The organism is Gottfriedia solisilvae, assembly GCF_002128405.1.
Taxonomy (GTDB): domain Bacteria; phylum Bacillota; class Bacilli; order Bacillales; family Bacillaceae_G; genus Gottfriedia; species Gottfriedia solisilvae.
The window spans coordinates 186989-210635 of the sequence record NZ_NETJ01000005.1 but is presented as its reverse complement, the minus strand read 5'-3'; the positions used below and the strand labels follow the sequence as shown (position 1 = coordinate 210635).

Here is a 23647-nt window from a genome sequence, read left to right as displayed (position 1 = left end):
TTTTATGAAAAAACACTCTAACTATTGACAAGCTAGTTGCTTGAATAAGTTCAATAGTTAAAGAGTGCAATTTCAGTACCATATATAAAAAAATTATCGTTAACTAGCCATGATGATATTTTGATACTTACGCTTTACTTTTTAAAAATATCAAAAAATCCTTTTTTTGTTTTAACATCATTTGTCATTAATAAACCATGATTGTTTTCTTTTAATTGTTCTGCTTTAAACTTTATGCGCTCTTCTGGCGTCATTTTTTGGTAATCTGCTAAGAATTTTTGATACTGTGCTGTTACTGGTAATACATCACCGTAATCTTTAATCTTACCATAATGAACCCATATCGCCTTTGTACAGAATGATTTAACTTGACCAAGTGAATGACTAATGAAGAAAATCGTTTTACCATTTTCTTTAAATTCGTTCATTTTATCTAAACACTTTTGAGTAAATGTTGGATCCCCAACCGATAATGCTTCATCTATTACTAGAACATCAGGATCTATATTAATAGAAATTGCAAAACCTAATCGTGAACGCATTCCGCTCGAGTAGTTTTTAACTGGCTGATTAATAAACTTCCCAACTTCTGCAAATTCAATTACCTTTGGCGTTATTTCTTGAATTTGTTTTTTACTTAAGCCCATCATTAGGCCTTTTAGTTCGATGTTTTCTAATCCTGTTAATTGACCATTTAAACCTGCAGAAATTGCAATAAGGGAAGCAGTACCATTTACATATACGTCCCCTTCATTGGGCATCGTAACACCTGAAATTAAATTCGACATGGTACTTTTACCCGAACCATTTAATCCAATAATCCCAACAATTTCACCAGATTCAACTGAAAAAGATACATCACTTAAAGCATAGTGGAAATCTCCACTTTCTTTTGAAGTAAATAAATCTTTTATTTTATCAATTTGTCTAGTGTACATCTTGTATTTTTTTGTTACATTTTTAAATTCAACTTTTGTACTCATAGGCATTCACCTTTACAGATAGTCCACAAAATTTCTTCTAAACTTAACATGTAATGTTGTTCCTAAAACTAACATTACTAATACTAAGCCCCAGAAATAAAGTGTTAATGGAGATAAGAAGACGCTAGTGTCATCATAAATTAATGCTGAACGATAGCCTTCTACTACATAATAAAATGGATTTAATTTCATTAAATTTAATAGAAACTCAGGAGCATTCGCACTTGGTTCCCATAAAACTGGTGTTAAATATAGTAACAATCTTGTTGTTTGTTGAATTAACAAATGAATGTCTCTCATCATTGTCGATAAAGTTGATGTAATAAAAGACAATGCTACTAAAAAACAAAAACTTGATAAAATAAAGTAAAGTAATTCCAACAGGTGGATGTTACTAATTCCAACAGATAACGAAACAATCGCTAAACATAAAATCATTAATACTGCATGCGTATATAATTGAGCAACAATAACATATGTTGGCGTAATGCTTAGAGGGAAATTCATCCGAGCAACTGTATTAATCCTTGCATAGATCGCATTAGAACCTTGCATGATAGATCCACTAATAAAGAACCAAGGTATAAGTCCACATACCATCCATGTGAAGTATGGAATTCCATGAACTGATTCACCACCGCGAATACCAAGACCAAAAGTTAGACCATATACAGCAATTTGGATAATTGGATTTAAAAATATCCATATACCGCCAAGAAAACTGTTTGCATAGAGCTTTTTAAGCTCATATGCAGACAGTCTACCTATCATATATACATTATTAAATTGTTCAGAGAATACGGTTTTTAACGAATTCATGCCATAACCTTTTTAGAATTTACTACTGTATATAAATTACCAAAGTTTACGAATTGCATTTTTCCCTCATTTGTTTTCACGCAATTACGTGTATCAAATAATACTGGTTTAGCCATTTTTTCAGCTAACTCATCAGTGTTCATTGTTTTAAATTCATCATGATCAGTAAGAACTAATAATAAGTGTGCGTCTGTTACCGCTTCGTCAGCTGATAATAATTTGAAAGTGTCTGATTCAACATGTGGATCATGAACAGCACATTCTAAACCTTCGTTGCGAAGAATATCGATAATATCCATTGCTGGACTCTCACGCATATCGTCAACGTTTCCTTTGTATGTTACACCAAACACAGCGATTTTTGGATTTTCAACTCCACTTACCATTTCTTTTACATTGCTAACTACGTACTCAGGCATTGAAACGTTAATACCACGAGCTAAGTTAATCATTTGAGCTTGTTCAGGTGCTTTTGCAACGATGAAGTAAGGGTCAACTGCTAAACAGTGTCCTCCAACACCAGGTCCTGGTGAATGTAAGTTAACACGTGGGTGTTTATTAGCCATTTGAATTACATCTAATACGTTGATTTCTAATACGTTACAAATTTTTGTTAACTCATTTGCTAATGCAATGTTTACATCACGGAAAGTATTTTCCATTAATTTAGACATTTCAGCTGTTTTAGCATCAGTTTTAATGATTTCACCTTCAACAAATAAACCATAAACTTTAGCACCAGCTTCTGAACATGCCTCAGTAACACCACCAACGATACGGTTGTTATGAATTAATTCGTGTAAGATTTGACCTGGTAATACACGCTCAGGGCAGTGTACTAAGAAAATATCTTCACCTACTGTAAAGCCAGCTGCTTCAACAAGTGGTTTAACATGATCATCCATACTACGTGGTGCGATTGTTGACTCAACAATAATCACATTACCTTTTTTAACAAATGGTAATACAGTTTCTGTTGCTTTCAGTACATAACTTAAGTCACATGATTTATACATATCGTCATTGTTAGGTGTTGGTACTGCGATAATGAAAGCATCAGCTTCTTCAGGAGTTAATGAAGCACGGAAGTTCCCTTTTTCTACTACTTCTTTCACTACTTCGCCTAAACCTGGCTCTTCAATATGAATTTCACCATTATTTAATTTATTCACTACTTCTGGAAATAGGTCTACCCCTACAACTGTCGCTCCGTATTTAGCAAACATTGCTGATGTTGGTAATCCAATATATCCTAAGCCCATAGTACAAATTTTCATTTTAAATTCCCTCACATTCGATTTAGTTCATTGCCATAAAACGACAATTTTATGTGAAAATATAAGCATTTCGCCATATTACATTCTATCTCTATTCTACTTATACTTCAAATATTTTTATACTTAATTGTATTATGTTCATATAATTGTTAAATATCATGAATTAGTATAACTTCCGATAAATGTCTATAAAGATTTTCTTTTCTTCATTCCAATTATATTTTTCACGAGCAACAAGACAGTTTTGACTCATTTCATCCCTTAGCTCTGGGTGATCTAATAAATAATTTACCCCTTCTGCAATTGAATTAGGATCATGTGAATCAACACATATTCCTGTATTTTCAGCTTCTACAACTTTTTGAATTTCAGGGAAGCTACAAGCAATTGCTGGAACCCCACTCATCATATATTCAAAAAGCTTATTAGAAGAAGCAGAATAGTGGTTGAAGTTAATATTATTTAATACTTGAAAGCCTAAATACGCGTTTCGAGTATAGTTTAATAATTCATCTACCGGCACTTTTGAAATAAACTTAATACGATCATGTAAATTAAGCTCGTCTACAAGTTTTAACAAATTGGGTTTTATTTTCCCATCACCGATAAAAACGACAATACCACGTTTAAATTGTGGTGTAGCCTGTACAATTTGTTCTAATCCTCTTCCTTTTTGTATTCCACCTTGATATAAAAGAATTGGTTCATCTTCTGAAATACCTACTAATTTATGTAGATTTACTGATTGATTCTTTTCAGGATGAGATACAAATGGATAGTTATGAATCACTTCAGGATAAGGAATATCGTAAAGTTCTTGAGTAAACTTAGCACGAGTATCGTTCTCATGAATCATAATATCAATGAACTTAATTAAAAACTTTTCAATTTTTCCAAAGATAGGATTTTCATAACCAGAACGACTTGATTGAACCTCATGTGAGTCATACACTAATTTCTTACGACGAAACAGTTTAGCACCTACAATTGCTTGTGGTAATGTATTTAAGTCATTTGCATGATAAATATCATAATTTTTACGTAAGCCGTATAATGTCATTTCTAATATTGAATAACCTCTTTTACTAGCAACTCTTACTATACGATGACTAAAGATCATCAATAACAATACAGTAACAATTGTAGCGATTGGAGAGGCATACAAGCATAGTAAGACTAAAACCAAAGATAAAATCTTAGTCACCAAATTAATAGTTGCAATACCTTTCACAGCTTCAGCTATTGAAAACGGCCATCGTAAAATAAATGGTAAACGATCATTTACTCGGATGACACTAAAACCTTCTTTTCTATGTTCTTTTTTAGGTAAGTCTTTCATTTCAAAATTATGCAATGCAATTAAATCTACTTCGTACCCCGCTTCAACAAGTGCTGAGCATTCCCGTAATACACGTGCATCATTCGTAAAATGATTAAAGACAAATGCACAAACTTTTTTATTCATCGATGTCCTCCATCGCTTTTTCTAAAACAAGAATGTTCGTTTTCCAACGTAATTGTTCATATGCATATTGATATCCATTTTGACCTAACTTCTGGCATAACTCATCATCTTTTGCTAGTTTCAAAATATTGTCCGCTAAATCGTCTACGCTATTTTCTTTTGAAACAATACCACAGTTTGACGTATGAATAATATCACTTGCATAACCAGAAACATCTCCAATTATCGGTTTTCTTACGCACATATAATCGATAATTTTACCTGGTAAAACAGTTTTAAAAACATCCTTATCAACCAAACTTACATAAGCTATATCCGAATTTGCAACTAATCGTAATGTATCATTTCGCGATCTAGCTGATTGAAGATTAATATTGTTTAAATTCTTCTCTTTAATCACTTTTTCTAATTCATTCAAATGATAACCATAACCAACAATCGTAAATTGAATATTTGCTTCATCTTTTAACTTTTCTGCAACTTTTATTAACTTTTGGATATCTTGTGCTAATCCTAAATTCCCGGTATAAATAACAGTTTTTTTAGTATCATTAGCCTTTTGCTCAACTTCAATGCTGAGCTCTTCTTCAGTAAGTGAGTTAGGCATAAAGTATATTTTATCTATTGGAACATTTTTGCTATTCATATAGTCGATAAAGCTTCTGCTATTTACAAAAATTTTAGTTGCTTTACGATACAATAAATCCTCAAGTTTAAAAGCAGTCGATAGTAGTAGTTTATTTGAAAACACTCCAACACCAATGATTGATTCAGGCCATAGGTCTCTAATATCTAGAATTAATGGTGCTTTCAATTTCCATTTTGCAATTAATCCAGCCACTCCAACAAATATCGGTGGAGACGTGACAAAAACATAATCTACTTCTTTCTTATATCGAAGTATTTCGAGGATAAAACGAAACATAACCTCTAAATAAAGAAATAAACGTTTAATAATACTTGTTGAATGTTTTTTGACAAGAGGTTCAATTCGTATAACATCTTCCTCATTTAAATCACTGTCCCAAAATCGTTCATTCTCATATAATTCTTTACTAGGATATCTAGGCTCTAAAGTTAAAACTTTTACATCATAACCTTTTGCATGCAACTCTAAATAAATATTTTTCATTCGGTTTGCTGCACTACCAATTTCAGGATAAAAATGCTGAGAAATTAAGAGTATTCGTTTCTTTGATGACATATCCGACAGCACCTCCTTTGCTTGCAAAAGTCGAAAGTCTATCTTATTAGAAATCATATATTTACATTGTTCACCAAAATGCTACAAAACAAAATAATTTTAGCATAAATTGGGTAGATAATCCATTACCATTTGATTTCAAATGTAAATACTTATTATGACAAAATTTAAAAATCCACCACAATTAAGAACATGCAATTTGATTTAACTAACAAATCTATTACTACTTTTTCATTATTTACCATGATTGGATTAATCCTTGATAATTATGGTAAAATGTATAATAGATTGTAAGAATTACATAAATTGCAGCAAGTTAATTAGAGGAGATTCATTATGAAAAAAGTAGTTGTTACTGGTGGAGCTGGCTTTATCGGTTCTAACTTAGTACAAGCATATAAATCCCATGGATTTGAAGTAATAGTTGTGGATAATTTAACAACTGGCAAATTAGAAAATATACCTAATGACATAAAGTTCTATGAGATGGATATTCGTAACCCACAGTTTATAGAAATCATCTTGAAAGAACAACCGGATATCATAAATCATCATGCAGCACAAATTGACGTACAGTTCTCTATTCAAAATCCAATTGAAGATGCAAGTATTAATATCCTTGGTACGATTAACGTCCTTGAGTCATTAAGACAAATAAAAGAAATTAAAAACTGCAATTTAATTTACGCTTCTTCTGCAGCTGCTTATGGGAATCCATCGTATCTAGGAGTGGACGAAAAACATTCAACCAATCCAATTTCATTTTATGGCTCATCTAAACTATCACCAGAAATGTATATCAAAATATTTCATGATTTATATGCGATTCCATATTCCATTTTCCGATATGCGAATGTTTACGGTATTGGACAGGACCCTAAAGGTGAGGGTGGCGTCATCAGTATATTAGTCGATCGGATTGTAAACAATTCTCTTTTTACCTTATATGGTGATGGAGAACAAACAAGAGACTTCATATTCGTCCAGGATATCGTTAATGCAAATCTGATTGCTAGCGAGCATCCAATTAACGATACATGCAATATTAGTACAAATATACCGACAACCCTACATGATTTAATAAGAGTCGCTGAGGATGTTATTGAACGTAAAATTGAAATTGAATATGAAGAAGAACGACCTGGTGACATCAAATATAGTTATTTAACTTGTCAAAAAGCTGAATCACTTTTGTCATGGAAACCAAAATACACATTGCATGAAGGATTAAAAGCAACGATCAACCATTATAATAGTAGAAAAAAATAAAAAACAGGACATTGTCTACTCAATGTCCTGTTTTTTTACAGCTACACGTGTTACTTACTGAAGTTTTTTAAGATTGCTTCTACGATGCGACGAGATGCCTCACCGTCTCCATATGGGTTAGATGCTTTTGACATTTTTGCATGTGCTTCACTATCTGAAAGAAGTTCGTCAGCTAAAGAGAAAATAACCTCTTCATCTGTTCCTGCAAGTTTTAATGTACCAGCTTCGATGCCTTCTGGACGTTCTGTCGTATCACGTAATACTAAAACAGGTACGCCTAATGAAGGTGCTTCTTCTTGAACCCCACCTGAATCAGTTAATATTAAATGAGATCTAGAAGCAAAGTTGTGGAAATCAATTACATCTAATGGCTCAATTAAGTGAATGCGTTGATCTTCACCTAAGATTTCATTTGCAATTTCACGAACAACTGGATTCATGTGAACTGGATAAACAACTTGAATGTCATTATGTTTTTCAACAAGGCGTTTAATTGCCTTAAACATATTGCGCATTGGCTCTCCAAGGTTCTCACGACGATGAGCCGTCATTAATACTAAACGATCGTTTCCAACCGTATCAAGTACTGGATGTGAATACTCATCTTTTACTGTAGTTTTTAATGCATCAATTGCCGTGTTACCAGTAATATATATTGTTTCTTCTTTTTTATTTTCTGCAATTAAGTTTTGTGCAGATTTAGTTGTCGGAGCAAAGTGTAAATCTGCCATAACGCCTGTTAATTGACGATTCATTTCCTCTGGGTACGGTGAGTATTTATCCCAAGTACGTAAACCAGCTTCCACATGACCAATCGCGATTTGATTATAAAACGCAGCAAGACTAGCAATAAAAGTTGTAGTCGTATCACCATGTACTAAAACGATATCCGGCTTCACTTCTTGCATGATTTTATTTAATCCTTCTAATCCACGAGTTGTTACGTCAATTAAAGTTTGACGGTCCTTCATGATGTTTAAATCATAATCTGGTGTTATTTCAAAAATTTCTAGTACTTGATCAAGCATTTGACGATGCTGAGCAGTTACTGTCACAATTGATTCGATTTGTTCAGGATACTTTGCTAACTCAAGAACAAGTGGAGCCATTTTAATTGCCTCTGGTCTTGTCCCAAAAATTGTCATTACTTTTACTGTCATGTTCATTCTCCTTTTATGCAAAGAGTAAGTATTATGTAGTATATACTTACCTATCATAACTTACTTTGCTAAAAAATTACATTTTTAAAAAATTTTGTCTATTTTTATTCCTCATTATTACCAACAGATAAGTCTAAATGATTTCTAAGTTCCGCTATTACATAGTTACGTTCTTCATCTGGCACTTGTAAATAATAAATACCATCAATCTTAGTACCCTTACCAGTAATTTGAATTTTATCAATATTACTTGCGGCCTCACGATAATCTTGTTGTATTGAAACCATTTCATTAAACGTTAAATTTGTAACGACATTCTCTTCAATCGCTTTTAAGATGTCTTGGTAATTCCCTAAAGATGATACACTTGCACCTTTTTTAATAACTGCTTCAATTACAAGTCGTTGTCTTAATTGACGTCCAAAATCACCACGAGGGTCCATTTTTCTCATTCGTGCGAAGCTCAATGCTTCTTTCCCATTTAAGTGAATTGCACCCTTTTTAAAGTGAGTATTTTCGTACGTAAAATCTAAATCATTTACAACATCAACGCCATCTACTGCGTCTACGATGTCTCTAAACCCTTCCATATTAACTTCTAAATAGTAATCAATCGGTACATTTAAGAAATTTTCGACTGAATCTACCGTCATTTGTACTCCACCAAATGCATAAGCATGGTTTAATTTATCTTGTTTCCCTTTACCAACGATTTCAGTTCGAGTGTCACGTGGAATACTTACCATCTTAGTTGTTTTCTTTTCTGGGTTAACTGTCAATAAGATCATAGAATCAGAACGACCTTTATCACCTTTACGATGGTCTACACCCATTAATAGTATTGAAAAAGGTTGCTTTTTTTGAACACTAACTACCTCTTTACGCTTATCCGTCTTCTTTATATCTTTGTGAATTTTCTTTGATGTATTGTTAACATTATTGTAAATTGAGTAAGCATATATACCTACTCCTGCAGTAATAACAACTAAAATCAGTAAAAGACTTAATAACACCTTTTTAATTGTCGACATCTTTTTTTTCGAATGTTTTTCTTTTCTAGACAAGATGATTCTCCTTAAATTAAAATAATTTTAATATTTTGAACTATTGTCATTAACAATATTTTACTTTATCTGTCATAATCTGCATACTTTTATCTACAAAATTTAAAGTTATCAGACAAAATAAAACTACTCAATAAAATACGGTCATACACAATAGTACGACCGTATTGTAATTAAATCTTAATTTTATATTGAAAGTATTTAACGTTTTCCAAATGTATCGGATCTCTTAAAAATATCACAATCTCGTATTCACCCTTTTGCGTTGGGTGATAATTCAATATTCTATTTTCCCCATACCATTGCTGATATAAGACTTCATTATTAAACTTTACATAATAAGCGATAGATAAATCTTCAAAGTTTATATTTACATCTACATTGTTTAGTTTATGAACAAACAAATCATTTTCATAAAGAACAACACTTTTTTTCTGAATCACATCAAAAATGTCAGCTAAGTTTTTAGAATCCATTTCCTTAACGATTTGATCTAATTTTTGTAAGAAGAGTTCATAGTATTTATCTTCAAAATGATAAGGACTAAGCCCCCATCTATGGTCTACGGAACAATACAATTCTTCATTTGTCATATCTAATACTTTCATTTCAGTAAAGTTCTCTTCAATAAATTGGTAGTAATAATATAAATATTTATTTTGTTTTTCAATCTGTTGTAACTGATTCGAAAATTCACTTATCGTTCCATCTTCATTTATATACTTTGTTTTCCATGCACCTTTGTGAATAATGATTTTGTGTGCTGGAATATATTTTAATAAAGTGTTGAAAAATGCCTTAGCACTTTTTTCCCAAGTACTTAGTAAGTCTTCGTTTCGTACAATTTCGGTAAAATCATATTCATCAATCAGTCCTGACGCAACTAATTCATTTGATTTTGTAATGAGACTATCATTTAATTTTAGTAAATTAAATCGTTCATCTATGAAATCAATCAGTATAAAATCAAATTTACTTTCACTTATTATTTGGAAGAAACTTTTTTCTATATCTTGTACAATGCATTTTTTCTGAAAAGCAGATGTTAAATTGATTTTAGATTGATCTATTAGCAATGATTTAGACATCAAACTGATTAATGAAGTTCTAGCAAAGTAATGTGGAATAACGTACTGATCATTACTAAAATTAAATGCGTCTCTTGTAATACAACTACCTAAAATAATTACGTTCTTTTTCAAATAGTTCGCCTACTTTTCATTTTTCAAGGAAAATATCCATTATTTGATTACACATATTAGTTAACGAATAATTTTCCTTTACAAATGTTTTTAAATTGTTATTAGTTGAGAAGTCATTTTCAGAAATAAAATTTATTGCATCTTCAATTGTCTCAAAAATATAATCTTTTGGAAAAACAACGTTTACGCCTTCTCGTTTTAGTACCACTGGAAAAGCACCAGAAGCCATTCCTTCTATTGGAGCCATATGGAAACTTTCATAATCACTCACTGAAAGTACATATCCAACCTTTTTTAACCAACTTGTTACATCTCCCCATCCTTCAAAATGCACGTTCTTTTTGAATGGAGAGTTTTCTATCTTTCGAAACACTTCTTCGTAAAACTCTCGTTCAGCTTGATTATTCCATACCCAACCGAATTCTTTTGGGTGTTTCCCTTTAATATATAATTGATATTTATTATTTCTTCTATATAATTCTTCAAAGATCTCGATTGCTCTATCTAATCGCTTTAATTTAGGAACAATCCCGATAATTCCTATATTGTATTTAGCTTTTGATGATTTAACTTTCTCAAACTTTTCAGTTTGTACCCCGTTATATACAACCGTCATTTTTTCTCTAGGAATACTAGCAACACGATGAAACTCTTCATAAACATAAGGAGAAATAGCAATTATTTTATCTATTTTATGATAATCAAATTGACTTGGATAAATTGTATTCATTTCAAATCTATGCATTCTTACAATTAACTTCTGATGTGGTTTTTTATGTTTTTGATACCACACAACATTGCCTAGGCCCCACTCACAAAATAGAATATCAGCCCATTCGACTATTTCCAAGCTGGCTTGCTCGTCTTTAATCTCATGGCCTTCCCATTTATCAATTTTCACCGATATATTTGGTGAGTGTTCAAAAAATTCTATAGCATCATTTAAAAATTTTAAATCATGCCCAATAAATGCTATTTTCATCCAAAATTACTCCTATATATTTATCTCGTCCAAAGTTTTTTTTGAAACATTACGTTTCTCTGCAAAGTTAAATTGATCAATATTAAAAAATCTCACGCCATATTTAAACCAGTGTTTAAAATCACTATCGTTTTCTAAAGAGTTAATAAACATTTTAGGATTTATTAACTTTAATGATGTTTTGTTAATCAATGATGAATTAAATAAACCATTTGTTACAAAAGTATATGGTTGTCCCTGATCTTTCACAATAATAGCATCATCAATATAAGTGGTCGTTAAATACAAATCTTTTAAATAATTTTCACCATAATGATGACCGTATTGAACAGGAGCAACATGTGACGTATCAATTATTTGACCAATGTTTGAATAATGATGGATGTAATCAATTAAGAATGATTTAACTTGTCCATTATTATTTTTATTAAAAATCTCTAAATAACCATCAAATATATCTAATAGTATGACTAACTTTTTATTTTCTAAAGATTGTTTATTAAAGATTTTCATCAGATTCTGATAATCCTCTTTACTTCTAACAATACCAATCATCGCTACGGAATCATCGCTCTTAGTATATGCAAAACCGATATCATCTAACATAGTTTGAATACGATTTTTATAAGTGTGATTTTCTAGTACATGGCGAAGTGATACTAGACGATTTTGATTAAAGAATTGCTCATCTTCAAAATAACGACTTATGATATCTTTTAATTCATGATAATTTGAAGAAGCAACAACTAAATCGCCAAACATATTATTTATTCCAAGTGATTCCGAACTAACAACAGGTGTATTGCTAGCTAGTAATTCAAACACCCTTCTTGCAAACATTGTAGGTGAATCAATAATACTATTCACATTTAAAGCAATTTTATAGCCTTTATACGCTAAATCTATTTCATCACCTTTAAGTGTTCCAACAATATGCTTTTTAAATTCTAATGGGAATTGGTTAGGAGAACTCGGGTTATTATAGTTTCGATCATAAATATCGATCCCATATTTACCAGAAATGCTAATCATATTATCCATAGCTTTTGTTCGTTCTGGGAATTTATCACCATAATATGCCCCAGCAAAAACTACTTTTTCAATTCTTTCAAATGATTCGATTGGATTGTGGTATTTTGGTTGTGCTGCAAATGGGAAGGAATATACATTCATTAACCCTTCTTGCTTATATAATTCTACTGAGTTTTGATCTGTCGTAAATACATAATCAAAATGTAAAGCTGTATTGATAAAAGCACTAAAATGGAATGGGTCCTCTTTATTCCAAAAGATTGTAGGAATATTATTTTCTTTGCACCAATAAACCAAATTCAGTAATTCTGAATTATCTCTCGGACCGCCAGTCCCAACTTTATTAGTCCAACTTCCATTATTACCTAACCATGCAGACTCACAAAAAAAGAGATCAGGTTGATTACTTTTTAGCTCTTCATACCAGTTCTCAGGTTTAATTTTCATAATATTAAATTCAGGTTCAAAACATCTTGTCGTAAATTCGTCAGCAATGAATGCTACATTTAAATCTTTAATTTTTTTCTTCTTTTTGCTTAGATTCGATTTATGTTTCAGACTAGGCTTCTCTGCTAAGAACGTAATACTTTGCAGATTAAATTTACCTTTTCCACTAATTCTAACGGCTAACTTAATATGGTCAATATTATCTAAGACAATATTTTTCATATTGATTGTTTTATCAAATCTAGCTTTCGAAACATATCTAACACCATCTTTATAGATAGCAATGACATTGATTTCTACATTACATTTACCTTCAACGATTCCAATTGTTTTAATATGTCTATTCTTAACATTATTTGATACTAAAAAATCTAACATTCTATCAATCTTATCAGTATTTTTTAGGAACATATATTTAAACTCGTCGTTTTTTAAAGTAGATGTAAACTGAACTCCTGTATCAGTTTTATCAACAGTTATGTTTTTTTCATTTGAAAAATCAGTTTTATCAAATACAAATTGTTCAAAAAAGTTAAAACTAATCCCTTTATAATCTGAATTCAAGTTATTTAATAAAATCTTCGAATTTTTCTTCAGTTCACCAAGACTGTTTAAATGTCTATCAATAAGTTCATTCAATCTATTCACCTACTTTTTAATTTTTCTACGCATGTCCCAATATTTAATGACAATATTTCCGAGTTTAGATTTCTTTAATTTATTGTATTTTTCATTTATTTTTTTTAATTCTTTTGTTTGTTTTATAATACTAGCTTGATAGTTTTCATTTTTCATTTCTAAATTGGAAATGACTTGATTAACTTCTAATAAAAACTCTTCTTGTTTAATAATGGTTTCTATATTTTGCAATATATTTAATTCAAGGTCGTTTTCTAGTATTAGTATAGTGTTTTGCAAATCTACGATTTTATTTTCTAATAATTTTATTTCTGTTTCTTTAAAATTGATTTGCTTTAGCAAATCTTCTTCAACAGGTAAATTATTTTGTTTTAACTTTTCTGTTAACATTTCACTACTTAAATTACTGACAACTACTTCTTTTAAATGATTTTTATTAATAGAAAGAGTGATATTATCTGTGTTACTCATGCTGCTAACTTCTCCCATTGTGTCACTCCTTATTCTTAGATATATATATATTAAATGATTTTATTCAATTTCTAATAAAGCCTTAATAAATAATAACATATCATTTTACCTATATCGAGATAATATTTATAAAAACGAACATGATAATTTAACCAAAAAATGAATATGAAATTTTACCTACTTGAACAAATAAAAAAACTCACCATAATGGTGAGTTTATTATTTAGTATAAATTTACATTAATTATTTGATTTGTGCCGTCTTTAAAACGTAAATCAAAATTTAAAATTTTATTATCTCCCGTAACATAAAAATTACTAATTCCTTTACCATTTTCCGCATTCAAAATCGTTCTAAAATTAGCAACTTTATCTTTTGTAGAAAAACGTATTTGTTGAATTGAAATAGCTTTATTAAACACGTTTGATTTATAACCAGCCAGTGGATTCTTAGATCCAATATATGACTGATATGTAGATTTATTGTCTAAATTGATGAGTTCAATCTGATTACTTTCAATTTTACTTGAAAGTAGAAATTGATTTTGAGCCTTCTGACTGAAATTCACATTTTCTCCAACATTAAATACTTTTGTATATGTATGTATCTTTTTTGAATTCATTTTGTCAAAAATTAAAATAGAATCTGTATTTTTCACATATAACATCACTCTGTTAATTGTAACTCCAGGATACAATTCATGTTTACCTACAACGTATGAATAGTCGCTTTCTATATCTCCGTTTTGAATAACAGCTTGATCTATGTTCTCTTTCTTTATTTCATATGATTTATTATCAACAGTAATTGTATTATGGGCATATGTACTCGTCATATATTTTCGCATTGAATCATTTAATTCATAGTTGTATAAGCCTGAATCAACAAAAAATTCTGTTTTACCTTTCATAAAAATGAAAGAAAGGTCATCTGCGTGTTTATGTACTGTTGAATGAAAAGCAGAAACAAAAAATAAATAAGATTGAAAATGATTTGATTCATTTCTGAAAACACTGATTCCGCTCTCTTTATACAATATATCTGTATATGGATTTGTTCCAATTGTACCATTTGATGCTAAGAATTTTAATTTATAGCCTCTTATATCATTTATATTATTATTAACAACATAACTATTTTTTGAATCACCATAAAGTGGAATCGTTCCATTTGGCTGCAGTAGTGTTGCAAGCGAATCCTCTAACATGCCAATCTTATCTTCAACAAAAATCTTTGTATACTCTAAATCATCCAAAAGAGGCGAAATTTGTTTCAATAAATCCAGTACCACTATTTGATAACTGATACTATGCTCGTTTGTTACCCCTTCTTTTGTAATCAGTTTCTCGATATGTCTAATCAGTCTGTTCGATGCAGTATCGTACCAAACTTTACTTTTCGATAATTCAGGGAAAAGTTTCGCAATTTCTAATAATGCCTGATCCTGGAAAATCCCGTGATTTGACTCCCAAACATAATTTTTTTGATCAGCTAAATAGTTACCATGTTGTTCAATTAGAGACAAAACTTCATTATAAAATTTCTTATTATATATAGAAGAGTTTTGATATAGCTTTTCAAATTGAATTAAGTAAACTGTTCTAATCGGAGTGCTATTTGTATACCATGCCCAAGGACTAGCAGCCTTTTTTGAATTTCCATTGTATTTCTTCCAACTACTAATAATTGATTCTGATTTCTTTAAATACTTAACATCATTTGTATACTCATAGGCACTCAATAAATATCCAACATGCTCAAGACTGTGGAAAAATAGTTGCCATGTTCGATTATTATATGGGTTTTCCTTCCACGTTAAATCTTTTTGTAATTGATATACAGGAAATTGATTCCCTAAGTAGATTTTATTCTCTAATATTTGATTTGCATATGTAACAACTGATTTTGATGGTTTTATTCTTTCTATGTACTTTATTGGTTCAGTAGTATTTTTCGATATTTCATTAGCTTTTAATGGCAAAGAGCCTGTTAATGAGATAATTGTAAAATAACTAATTAAGAACACGATCACTAACTTTTTTAATATCCCCATTTTTTCAACCCTTTCATCATTTCCTTATATGAGAATATCTCTACAATTCCATTAAAACTAACATGAAAGAAAGAAATACCTTTAAACTTATATCGTACCGACTATTGTACTTTACATAATTAATTTGGACTAATTCTCTGTTCACAGTAACTTTATATATCTTTAAACGAAATTTAATGGAAATCAATTCTTTTGTAACGATTAAAATTTTTTATTTATTTTGATAAATTCTCCTAGCACTTTTTGAACATTCTGTTATATAATAATTAGTAATTAAATATACTGTATTAATACAGAATGGTAAAACAGAAACAACAAAATAATAAGGAGTGTTGACAATGAGTAGAGAAGAGCGTAAAAACATGGTTCGATTTTTAGAGCAAGCGAGAGGGCTTTCATCTGAGGATTTGGTATTTATGACAGATGCAGATTTAGAACATATTTATAACTCAACTTACACATATATGTTACACCACGCGGAATAATAAATATTCATATAAAAACTAGGTAGTTCCTGCATTAGGATCTACCTAGTTTTTATTTAGGTTCTTCTAATAACCAATTATTTTACAATAAACTTCTTAGTTAATGCTGTAAGTGAAAGTGCCACTGTATTTAACTGCTGACTATTATTAAAGGTTAATTGCATTCGTTTCATTTGCTCATCTGAAGTATTCAACATTTCTTCAGCACTTGCTAATGTTTGTTGTGAAATTGAACCAAAATGTAATGTTGATTCTTCCATTAAAGGAATTGTGTCTTTTAATTTTGATAGTTCCGTATGCATTTTTTCAATTTTATAGTTTATATCAGTAATAGTTGTTAATAAGGAATTAAAAGCTAATCGAGATGTTTCAACTGTTTCTGTACTATTTTCAGTATCAATGGCAAGCAGATTAAATTCCTTTGTTGCAATCGACATCATATTATTCATATTTGTTACTGATTCGGCAATATCCTCAGTAGCAGTTGAACACTGGCTAGCTAGATTTTGAACCTCACGTGCAACAACAGCGAAGCCTTTACCTGCATCCCCTGCTCTCGCTGCTTCAATTGAGGCATTTAATGCTAATAATTTCGTTTGATCTGCAATGGAACGAATCCATGTTACTACTTTTGTAATTTGCGAACTATACCCAGAAACCTCATGAATCGTGCCGGCTACTTGCTTACACTTTTGTTGAATGTGTTGGAATGATTTTAATAATTCAGCTACATTTTCTTCGCCTTTTATTGCTGAATGATTCATATTCTTCGATGCATCCATTACTTTTTCCATTGTTTGTAATACACTAGAAGATTCGTCTTTCATATGAAGAAACATATTGCTATTATTAGTCGAACTAGCAGCTGTTTCTTCTGCACCCATTTTGACAATATTCATTGTTTCTAAAGAAGCCTTCGTATATTGAAATGAATGCTTTGCTGTATGTTGTAGCTCTTTACTAGTAGTAACTAAAGAAACTGTTGTAGCATCTATATTCGAAAGCATTTGACGCATTTGTTCAATCATACTTTTAAAGCTTTTTGTTAATGAAACGATTTCCGGGATATTTGAGTTAGTATCCACCTTAATCGTTAAATCTCCTGTTCGAACGACCCTCATTACATCCCTTAATTTTTCCAACGGCTTTATGATATTTCTAACTGCAAAGTATGTCATAACGATTGTCATAAAAATACATATCAAAATTGACAACATAAAGATTTTTTTCATATCATCTAACATCCACATAAACGAGCGATCATCAATTACCACTGCATAATATCCCTTTAGCTCACTAATTTTTTCGAACGCATATGTATAAGACACTTCATGAAATTTTGTTTGGCCAACACCATGTTGACTTTTTTGAATCTCTTTCTTTGCTTTATCAAGTATTTTTACGTCGCTATGTAAGTTGGCTTTGTATGCCTTCACTTCTTTCGTTTCTTCTGATACAAAAAACGCTGATGCTTTTAATCCGTCTTGAGATAAATTTGCCATTTGATTCTTTACAACATTATTAATAGCTTTTTCAAAACCTTTCTCATCTCCAATATATCTGTATTGAAGGCTTTGAGAGATTTCTTTCATAATAGAAGCTTCTCGCTCAATTCTGCTATTCATTGTAGTAATAGTTGTTTCCTTGGCTTTTTGATAAGAAATCAATGATACGACAGACATAGATAAAGTAATTAAACCAACAGTAAATAAAACTAAACGAGACTGAAGTGTAAATCGTTCAACAAGCTTCTTTTTACGATTACTACCATCTTCCTTTTCTGTTCTTGGTTCATGTTCTTTTTTCACAATAACTTTTCTAAAAAAACTAAACAATGCTTCTTTTATTTTACGATTATCTTTTTTGTTTTGGTCTCGTTGAATGAATCTCTTTATAGTGTTTTTTACTGCGTCGTTTTTCACCAATTCACACCACATTTCCTAATTTTATTACATAAACTCCTAATTTAAAGTATAATTTGACAATATTTACCTTATATAAATAAAGTGTAAAGTTAATGTGAATTTCAAAAAAAATGCCCCTATATATAGGAGCATTTTTTACTGGCTTTGATACGAGCCCTTTCAATTAGAATAAACAGGCTCAAAACGATATCCTTTTCCTTTTATTGTTCTTATATATTTAGGAAAATTCGGGAGTTCTTCAATTTTAGATCGTAATCCATGGATATAAATATCAATCAGCCTTTTATTTTTATATACCGAAATAACCTCCATTAATTCTTCTCTAGTCACAATACGCCCTGCTTTTTTCACTAAATAGATCAAGATCGCAAATTCTCTTGCATTTATGTCTACTCTATTATTACTTCTATATACTTCTTCTCTATTTACATAAATAGAAATGTTTCCAACGTGTATTATTGTTTCTTTTTCTTCTATTTTATCTTGATAGCTCCTGCGCATAACGGCTTTAATTCTAGCTGATAAATCTCTAGGATGGATTGGATATTTAACATATTCATCTGCACCCGCTTCCATGCAAATTGCCGCTTCGAAAGTATCGTATTGTTCTACCAATAATATAATTGGAACATTTGTGATCCGCCTGATTCTTAAGATAATCGGTATAAATTCATCTAAAATACGGCTTTTCTTTAAAATAAGACATCCCTTTAAAAACCCTAAATGTACCTCTTCTTTAAACTCTCTATATGGATAGGTACTTATTTTATACAAGTCAAATTGGTTACTTTGCAAAAGCGCACTTTCAATTTCATTTTTTTCCTGAACGATGACAACCTGCTCCACGCTTTTTCAACCCCTATATTTTTTTTGGTATAAACTATATTTTTATTTTTACAGTCATTGTAATGAATTCTTTTATAAAAAGGGGGACATTCGTTATACATTTACAAATTCTTTACGTTCAGTTAAAAGCTAGTTAACTTTTGTGGAATATAGTAGGAAATGTAAGAAATAACAAACAACCACTTTTAGGGGGAAAACTTAAAATGAAATTGATTAAAAAACCTTTACTATTATTATCAGCAGCAGCTCTTCTTTCATTAGCAGCTTGTGGAAATACAGATAAAACTGAAAACACGTCAGGCAAACAGTTATCTGGAGATATCTTAATTGATGGATCATCAACAGTTGCTCCTATTATGGAAGCAGTATCTGAAGAATATACAGCAGCTCAACCAGATGTACATGCTTCAGTTGGTATCAGTGGTACTGGTGGAGGATTTGAGAAATTTACAAAAGGTGAAACTGACTTAAGTAATGCATCTCGTCCAATCAAAGATGAAGAAGCTGCAATCGCAAAGGAAAATAACATTGAATATATTCAATTAGAATTAGCTTACGATGGTTTATCAGTAGTAGTAAGTAAGGATAATGATTTTGTAGATAAATTAACTGTAGAAGAGTTAGCTAAAATGTGGGCAGTTGATTCAAAAGTAAAAACTTGGAACGATGTAAACCCTGCTTGGCCAAAAGAAGAAATTAAATTCTTTAGCCCAGGTACTGAATCAGGAACATTTGACTACTTTAAAGAAGCAATCTTAGACAAAGGTGATGTTCGTAAAGATACTCAAATGTCAGAAGATGATAACGTTCTAGTTACTGGTGTAGCTGGAGAGAAAAATGCGATTGGATTCTTCGGTCATGCTTACTATGAAGAAAACAAAGATAAATTAAAAGTTGTACCAGTTGTAAATCCTGAAACTGGCGAAGCTGTTGAACCAACTGAAGAAACAATTAAAGACGGTTCTTATGCACCACTTTCACGTGAAATCTTCACTTATGTAAATAAAAAATCTTTAGAGCGTGCAGAAGTAATTGATTACCTAAAATTCGCAAACGAAAACGTCCCAACATTAGCTGAAGAAGTTGGATATGTACCTTTAGAAGATGAAAAATACGAAGATAACCTTAAAAAGTTAGACGAAGCTGCAAAAAAATAATTAAATTTAACTGAATTTAAGAGAGGTAAGGACCCGGATGAAGCCTTACCTCTTTCATTCTTGAAATTAGGGGGTTTTTAAAAATGTTAGAAACAAAAAAGATTTCGCCTGTTCAACAAGCGATTGCTGCAAATAAAAAGAAAAAAGTTTCAATGGATACAATCTTAGAAAAATTAATGCCAAAACTATTTTTAGTTTGTGCACTTGTTGCAATCTTTACAACATTTGGTATTGTTTTTACCTTACTTGCAGAAACAGTTCACTTCTTTGAAAAAGTATCAATCGTTGAATTTTTAACAAGTAAAGAATGGCATCCAACATTATCTGATCCAGATTATGGAATTTTACCACTTATATCAGGTACTTTATTAACGTCACTTATTGCAACGATTGTCGCTGTACCGATTGGTTTAACGTCAGCTATTTATTTAAGTGAATATGCTTCAGATAAAACACGCCGAACAATTAAACCAATTCTTGAGGTATTAGCAGGCGTACCAACTATTGTTTATGGTTTCTTTGCATTAACATTTGTTACACCAATTTTAAAAGAAATCATTCCAACATTAGGTATTTACAATGCTTTAAGTCCAGGTCTAGTAATCGGTATTATGATTATCCCTATGATTACCTCTTTATCTGAGGATGCAATGAGTTCTGTTCCAAATTCACTACGTGAAGGTGCATATGGCTTAGGTTCAACAAAACTTGAAGTTTCTTTAAAAGTTGTCTTACCTGCAGCTATGTCAGGTGTAATCGCATCTTTTGTACTTGGAATTTCTCGCGCAATTGGAGAAACAATGATCGTATCTGTAGCTGGTGGTGCAAACCCAATTCTATCGTTTGATCCTACAAAAGCAGTACAAACGATGACTGCATTTATTGCACAAGTCAGTCAAGGTGATGTAGGTTACGGTTCGATTGGTTACTACAGTATTTACGCAGTAGGTACAACATTATTCATCTTTACATTAGTGATGAACGTAATTGCACATTTTATCTCGAAACGATTTAAAGAGGAGGTATAATCATGAATTTCATCGATCACAATAAAGTTTCTGCTAAAATTGGTAACCGATTAGTAAAAAATAAAATAAGCTCACAAATTTTCTTCTTATCTACTATGTTTGGCTTATTCGTATTAGCAGTTTTACTTTACAGAATTGGTAGTCAAGGATTTTCATTTATAACACCGGATTTCTTCACAAACTTTGCTTCTCGTATACCTGAAAGAGCAGGGATTAAAGCTGCACTTTATGGAACGATGTGGTTAATGGCAGTAGTCATTCCTGTTTCATTAGTTTTAGGTGTCGGAACAGCAATTTATTTAGAAGAATATGCAAAGAAAAACTTTTTAACTCGTTTTATTCAATTAAATATTTCAAATTTAGCAGGTGTGCCATCTATCGTATTCGGTTTATTAGGATTAACAGTATTTGTTCGTTTATTTGGATTTGAACGCAGTATTTTAGCTGGTGGATTAACAATGTCCCTTGTCATTCTTCCTGTTATTGTTGTTTCTTCACAAGAAGCAATTCGTTCGGTTCCTAACCAATTACGTGAAGCTTCATTTGCATTAGGTAGTACAAAATGGAAAACGATATATCGCATTGTCTTCCCAACTGCATTACCAGGTATATTAACTGGAAGTATATTAGCATTCTCACGTGCAATTGGTGAAACTGCTCCGCTATTAGTTATTGGAGCCCTTTCTTATGTTGCATTCGTACCAACTGATATCTTCTCAGGATTCACGGTTATGCCAATTCAAATTTACAACTGGACTTCTCGTCCACAAGAAGCATTCCAATTTGTTGCAGCTGCAGGAATCATCGTGCTACTTGTTATGTTAATTGTTATGAATGGTGTTGCTGTATGGATTCGTAATAAATTCCAAAACAGATTCTAAATTTGCTCCCCCAGCAATTTATAAATAAATAAAAACTCGGAGTCAACTAACTGATTCCGAGTTTTTTTATTAACCTAAGTCTACAATCGTTTTTCCATTAACAATTCGTTCACGAATTTGTTCACAAAGTTCATTTACTCTCTGTGAATGTTCTTCTTTACCTTCATATTTCATTTTTAATACATAATATAAAACATGATCTCTGCACTTTAAAAATGCAGGAATTCGACTATACCACTCTTCTTCTAAAACAAACTCAGTTTCATATCCCTTTCTAAGGATAGCTAATTGTTTTTTAGCGTATGCAGAATTCTCTTCATAAGACTTTTTGCTTCCCCAAGCAGTATAGTAAAGTACAATCGCGATATCCGAAATAAAATAATTATATTGTAAATCGTCAAAATCGAAGGCAGTGATTTCCCCTTCATCATTCACAAAAAAATTATGAAAGTGTAAATCACTATGGATTAATCCATACGAATTTGTTTGTCTTGGATAATGACTCATTTCTTCTAATAGCACTTTTGTATGTGGACCTAATTCTTCATGATTTAACATCACTTGAAGATATGCTTCTTCATCCCAAGATTCTCTTGCGCTTGTAACCGGATAATTAACAGTTAAAGCATGTAATTTTCCCAGCGTTTTCCCTAATTTAAACATTAAATCGTCATTCCAAACGTTAGGGTTTGTTCGATCAACTAATTTACCATCAGCCCATTCAAACATTGCTGCAAAAAAGCTAGTTCCATCACTAGCAATATGTTCTTCTACCAAATTCCCATTTAGAGATAATAAAGAACCCGCTGCATTTGCACCATTTTCTCTTACATATTTTAAAAAGGTAAGTTCGGCTTCAATTTCATTTTTTTGACGATGCGAGGAGTGAGTTAGTCGCAATACCCTAGCTATTCCATCTTTTGTATGACCTTTAAAAATATAGTTTTCAAAATCACCTACCGGCTTCTCATCTACCTCGATTCCGAACCCTGATGCAGCATTATGCAATATTTCTTTCGTAAAAACTCTTTCTACAGTATGTTCCATTGTTTAATCCTCCAAAAAAACCTACTTTATGACTACTTTAATTAGTTCTAAATAATTAGGCTATATCCCTTCATTTTTTCTCTTTATTTATCAGAAAGTAATTAATAAGAGAAGTTGATTGGAGCAGAGTGCTCGACTCCTGTGGGAGTAGTGGGACAGAGGAGACCCCGGAGGCGTGCCGAGGAGGCTCATCGCACGCCCCACGGAAAGC

19 protein-coding genes and 2 pseudogenes are annotated in these 23647 nt (G+C 31.2%); 5 read left to right on the top strand and 16 right to left on the bottom strand.

All coding sequences use genetic code 11. The features are described 5' to 3' along the window. Positions 1 to 161: 161 nt before the first annotated feature. From tagH to CAB05_RS17160, 5 genes and pseudogenes are all read right to left on the bottom strand, one after another. Positions 162 to 983: pseudogene (gene tagH, locus CAB05_RS17180) on the bottom strand (teichoic acids export ABC transporter ATP-binding subunit TagH); the annotation flags it as partial. 12 nt (positions 984 to 995) lie between these two features. Then, positions 996 to 1802 (bottom strand): ABC transporter permease, encoded by an 807-nt coding sequence (locus tag CAB05_RS17175; RefSeq protein WP_088002095.1) that lies wholly within the window; start codon positions 1800 to 1802, stop codon positions 996 to 998. Continuing rightward, entirely contained in the window at positions 1799 to 3079 is a 1281-nt protein-coding gene (locus CAB05_RS17170; RefSeq protein WP_088002092.1) for a nucleotide sugar dehydrogenase, read from the bottom strand. Before CAB05_RS17170 ends, CAB05_RS17175 begins: the two co-directional genes overlap by 4 nt. A 163-nt stretch (positions 3080 to 3242) precedes the next feature. Beyond that, a complete protein-coding gene (locus tag CAB05_RS17165; protein ID WP_088002090.1) occupies positions 3243 to 4544 on the bottom strand; it encodes a glycosyltransferase in 1302 nt (433 codons plus the stop codon). Continuing rightward, the gene (locus CAB05_RS17160) at positions 4537 to 5748 is read right to left on the bottom strand and encodes a glycosyltransferase family 4 protein (protein ID WP_088002087.1); all 1212 of its coding nucleotides are present in this window, start codon (positions 5746 to 5748) and stop codon (positions 4537 to 4539) included. Before CAB05_RS17160 ends, CAB05_RS17165 begins: the two co-directional genes overlap by 8 nt. A gap of 336 nt (positions 5749 to 6084) precedes the next feature. Between CAB05_RS17160 and CAB05_RS17155 the strand changes: the two genes are divergently transcribed. After that, positions 6085 to 7017 (top strand): GDP-mannose 4,6-dehydratase, encoded by a 933-nt coding sequence (locus CAB05_RS17155; protein WP_088002085.1) that lies wholly within the window; start codon positions 6085 to 6087, stop codon positions 7015 to 7017. Positions 7018 to 7067: 50 nt separating this feature from the next. Here the strand turns inward: CAB05_RS17155 and wecB are convergent, their stop codons facing one another. The 8 genes and pseudogenes from wecB to CAB05_RS22755 form a co-directional block, all read right to left on the bottom strand. Next, positions 7068 to 8183 (bottom strand): non-hydrolyzing UDP-N-acetylglucosamine 2-epimerase, encoded by a 1116-nt coding sequence (wecB, locus tag CAB05_RS17150; protein ID WP_088002083.1) that lies wholly within the window; start codon positions 8181 to 8183, stop codon positions 7068 to 7070. A gap of 98 nt (positions 8184 to 8281) precedes the next feature. After that, positions 8282 to 9208, bottom strand: coding sequence for a polyisoprenyl-teichoic acid--peptidoglycan teichoic acid transferase TagU (gene tagU, locus CAB05_RS17145; RefSeq protein ID WP_088002408.1), 927 nt, complete (start codon positions 9206 to 9208; stop codon positions 8282 to 8284). Positions 9209 to 9414: 206 nt separating this feature from the next. Continuing rightward, complete coding sequence (locus CAB05_RS17140; protein ID WP_088002081.1) at positions 9415 to 10443, bottom strand: DUF6270 domain-containing protein; 1029 nt, start codon at positions 10441 to 10443, stop codon at positions 9415 to 9417. Positions 10444 to 10459: 16 nt separating this feature from the next. Next, on the bottom strand, positions 10460 to 11425 hold the full coding sequence (locus CAB05_RS17135) for a glycosyltransferase family 4 protein (protein WP_088002079.1): 966 nt from the start codon (positions 11423 to 11425) through the stop codon (positions 10460 to 10462). Positions 11426 to 11437: 12 nt separating this feature from the next. Next, on the bottom strand, positions 11438 to 13543 hold the full coding sequence (locus CAB05_RS17130; protein WP_088002077.1) for a CgeB family protein: 2106 nt from the start codon (positions 13541 to 13543) through the stop codon (positions 11438 to 11440). 9 nt (positions 13544 to 13552) lie between these two features. After that, on the bottom strand, positions 13553 to 14032 hold the full coding sequence (locus CAB05_RS17125) for a hypothetical protein (protein WP_088002075.1): 480 nt from the start codon (positions 14030 to 14032) through the stop codon (positions 13553 to 13555). Between the two features lie 205 nt (positions 14033 to 14237). After that, a complete protein-coding gene (locus CAB05_RS22760; protein WP_407920422.1) occupies positions 14238 to 15050 on the bottom strand; it encodes a heparinase II/III domain-containing protein in 813 nt (270 codons plus the stop codon). A gap of 78 nt (positions 15051 to 15128) precedes the next feature. Further along, positions 15129 to 16067: pseudogene (locus CAB05_RS22755) on the bottom strand (heparinase II/III family protein); the annotation flags it as partial. A 338-nt stretch (positions 16068 to 16405) separates the two neighbouring features. Here CAB05_RS22755 and CAB05_RS17115 point away from each other — a divergent pair. Then, positions 16406 to 16552 carry a BH0509 family protein gene (locus CAB05_RS17115; RefSeq protein WP_088002071.1) on the top strand — a complete coding sequence of 49 codons (147 nt, stop codon included), beginning with the start codon at positions 16406 to 16408 and terminating at the stop codon, positions 16550 to 16552. A 77-nt stretch (positions 16553 to 16629) separates the two neighbouring features. Here the strand turns inward: CAB05_RS17115 and CAB05_RS17110 are convergent, their stop codons facing one another. Next, positions 16630 to 18474 carry a methyl-accepting chemotaxis protein gene (locus tag CAB05_RS17110; protein ID WP_158093303.1) on the bottom strand — a complete coding sequence of 615 codons (1845 nt, stop codon included), beginning with the start codon at positions 18472 to 18474 and terminating at the stop codon, positions 16630 to 16632. A 162-nt stretch (positions 18475 to 18636) separates the two neighbouring features. After that, positions 18637 to 19323: a winged helix-turn-helix domain-containing protein gene (locus tag CAB05_RS17105; protein ID WP_088002066.1), complete on the bottom strand. Its 687-nt coding sequence runs from the start codon at positions 19321 to 19323 to the stop codon at positions 18637 to 18639. A 203-nt stretch (positions 19324 to 19526) separates the two neighbouring features. On the opposite strand from CAB05_RS17105, the gene CAB05_RS17100 reads away from it, so the two are divergent. The 3 genes from CAB05_RS17100 (at position 19527) to pstA (ending at position 22389) form a co-directional block, all read left to right on the top strand. After that, positions 19527 to 20480 (top strand): PstS family phosphate ABC transporter substrate-binding protein, encoded by a 954-nt coding sequence (locus CAB05_RS17100; protein WP_088002064.1) that lies wholly within the window; start codon positions 19527 to 19529, stop codon positions 20478 to 20480. A gap of 83 nt (positions 20481 to 20563) precedes the next feature. Then, entirely contained in the window at positions 20564 to 21508 is a 945-nt protein-coding gene (pstC, locus tag CAB05_RS17095) for a phosphate ABC transporter permease subunit PstC (protein ID WP_088002062.1), read from the top strand. Between the two features lie 2 nt (positions 21509 to 21510). Next, on the top strand, positions 21511 to 22389 hold the full coding sequence (gene pstA / locus CAB05_RS17090; protein WP_088002060.1) for a phosphate ABC transporter permease PstA: 879 nt from the start codon (positions 21511 to 21513) through the stop codon (positions 22387 to 22389). A gap of 69 nt (positions 22390 to 22458) precedes the next feature. Here the strand turns inward: pstA and CAB05_RS17085 are convergent, their stop codons facing one another. Then, complete coding sequence (locus CAB05_RS17085) at positions 22459 to 23436, bottom strand: phosphotransferase enzyme family protein (protein WP_088002058.1); 978 nt, start codon at positions 23434 to 23436, stop codon at positions 22459 to 22461. Between the last annotated feature and the right edge of the window lie 211 nt (positions 23437 to 23647).

Excerpts from the sequence above, each read along its gene's own strand:
- CAB05_RS17155 (WP_088002085.1), top strand. The coding sequence starts at position 6,085 with ATGAAAAAAGTAGTTGTTACTGGTGGAGCTGGCTTTATCGGTTCTAAC.
- CAB05_RS17170 (WP_088002092.1), bottom strand. The coding sequence starts at position 3,079 with ATGAAAATTTGTACTATGGGCTTAGGATATATTGGATTACCAACATCA.
- CAB05_RS17115 (WP_088002071.1), top strand. The coding sequence starts at position 16,406 with ATGAGTAGAGAAGAGCGTAAAAACATGGTTCGATTTTTAGAGCAAGCG.
- CAB05_RS17085 (WP_088002058.1), bottom strand. The coding sequence starts at position 23,436 with ATGGAACATACTGTAGAAAGAGTTTTTACGAAAGAAATATTGCATAAT.
- tagU (WP_088002408.1), bottom strand. The coding sequence starts at position 9,208 with ATGTCGACAATTAAAAAGGTGTTATTAAGTCTTTTACTGATTTTAGTT.
- CAB05_RS17165 (WP_088002090.1), bottom strand. The coding sequence starts at position 4,544 with ATGAATAAAAAAGTTTGTGCATTTGTCTTTAATCATTTTACGAATGAT.
- CAB05_RS17160 (WP_088002087.1), bottom strand. The coding sequence starts at position 5,748 with ATGTCATCAAAGAAACGAATACTCTTAATTTCTCAGCATTTTTATCCT.
- CAB05_RS17125 (WP_088002075.1), bottom strand. The coding sequence starts at position 14,032 with ATGGGAGAAGTTAGCAGCATGAGTAACACAGATAATATCACTCTTTCT.
- CAB05_RS17100 (WP_088002064.1), top strand. The coding sequence starts at position 19,527 with ATGAAATTGATTAAAAAACCTTTACTATTATTATCAGCAGCAGCTCTT.
- wecB (WP_088002083.1), bottom strand. The coding sequence starts at position 8,183 with ATGAACATGACAGTAAAAGTAATGACAATTTTTGGGACAAGACCAGAG.
- pstC (WP_088002062.1), top strand. The coding sequence starts at position 20,564 with ATGTTAGAAACAAAAAAGATTTCGCCTGTTCAACAAGCGATTGCTGCA.
- CAB05_RS17175 (WP_088002095.1), bottom strand. The coding sequence starts at position 1,802 with ATGAATTCGTTAAAAACCGTATTCTCTGAACAATTTAATAATGTATAT.
- CAB05_RS17135 (WP_088002079.1), bottom strand. The coding sequence starts at position 11,425 with ATGAAAATAGCATTTATTGGGCATGATTTAAAATTTTTAAATGATGCT.
- pstA (WP_088002060.1), top strand. The coding sequence starts at position 21,511 with ATGAATTTCATCGATCACAATAAAGTTTCTGCTAAAATTGGTAACCGA.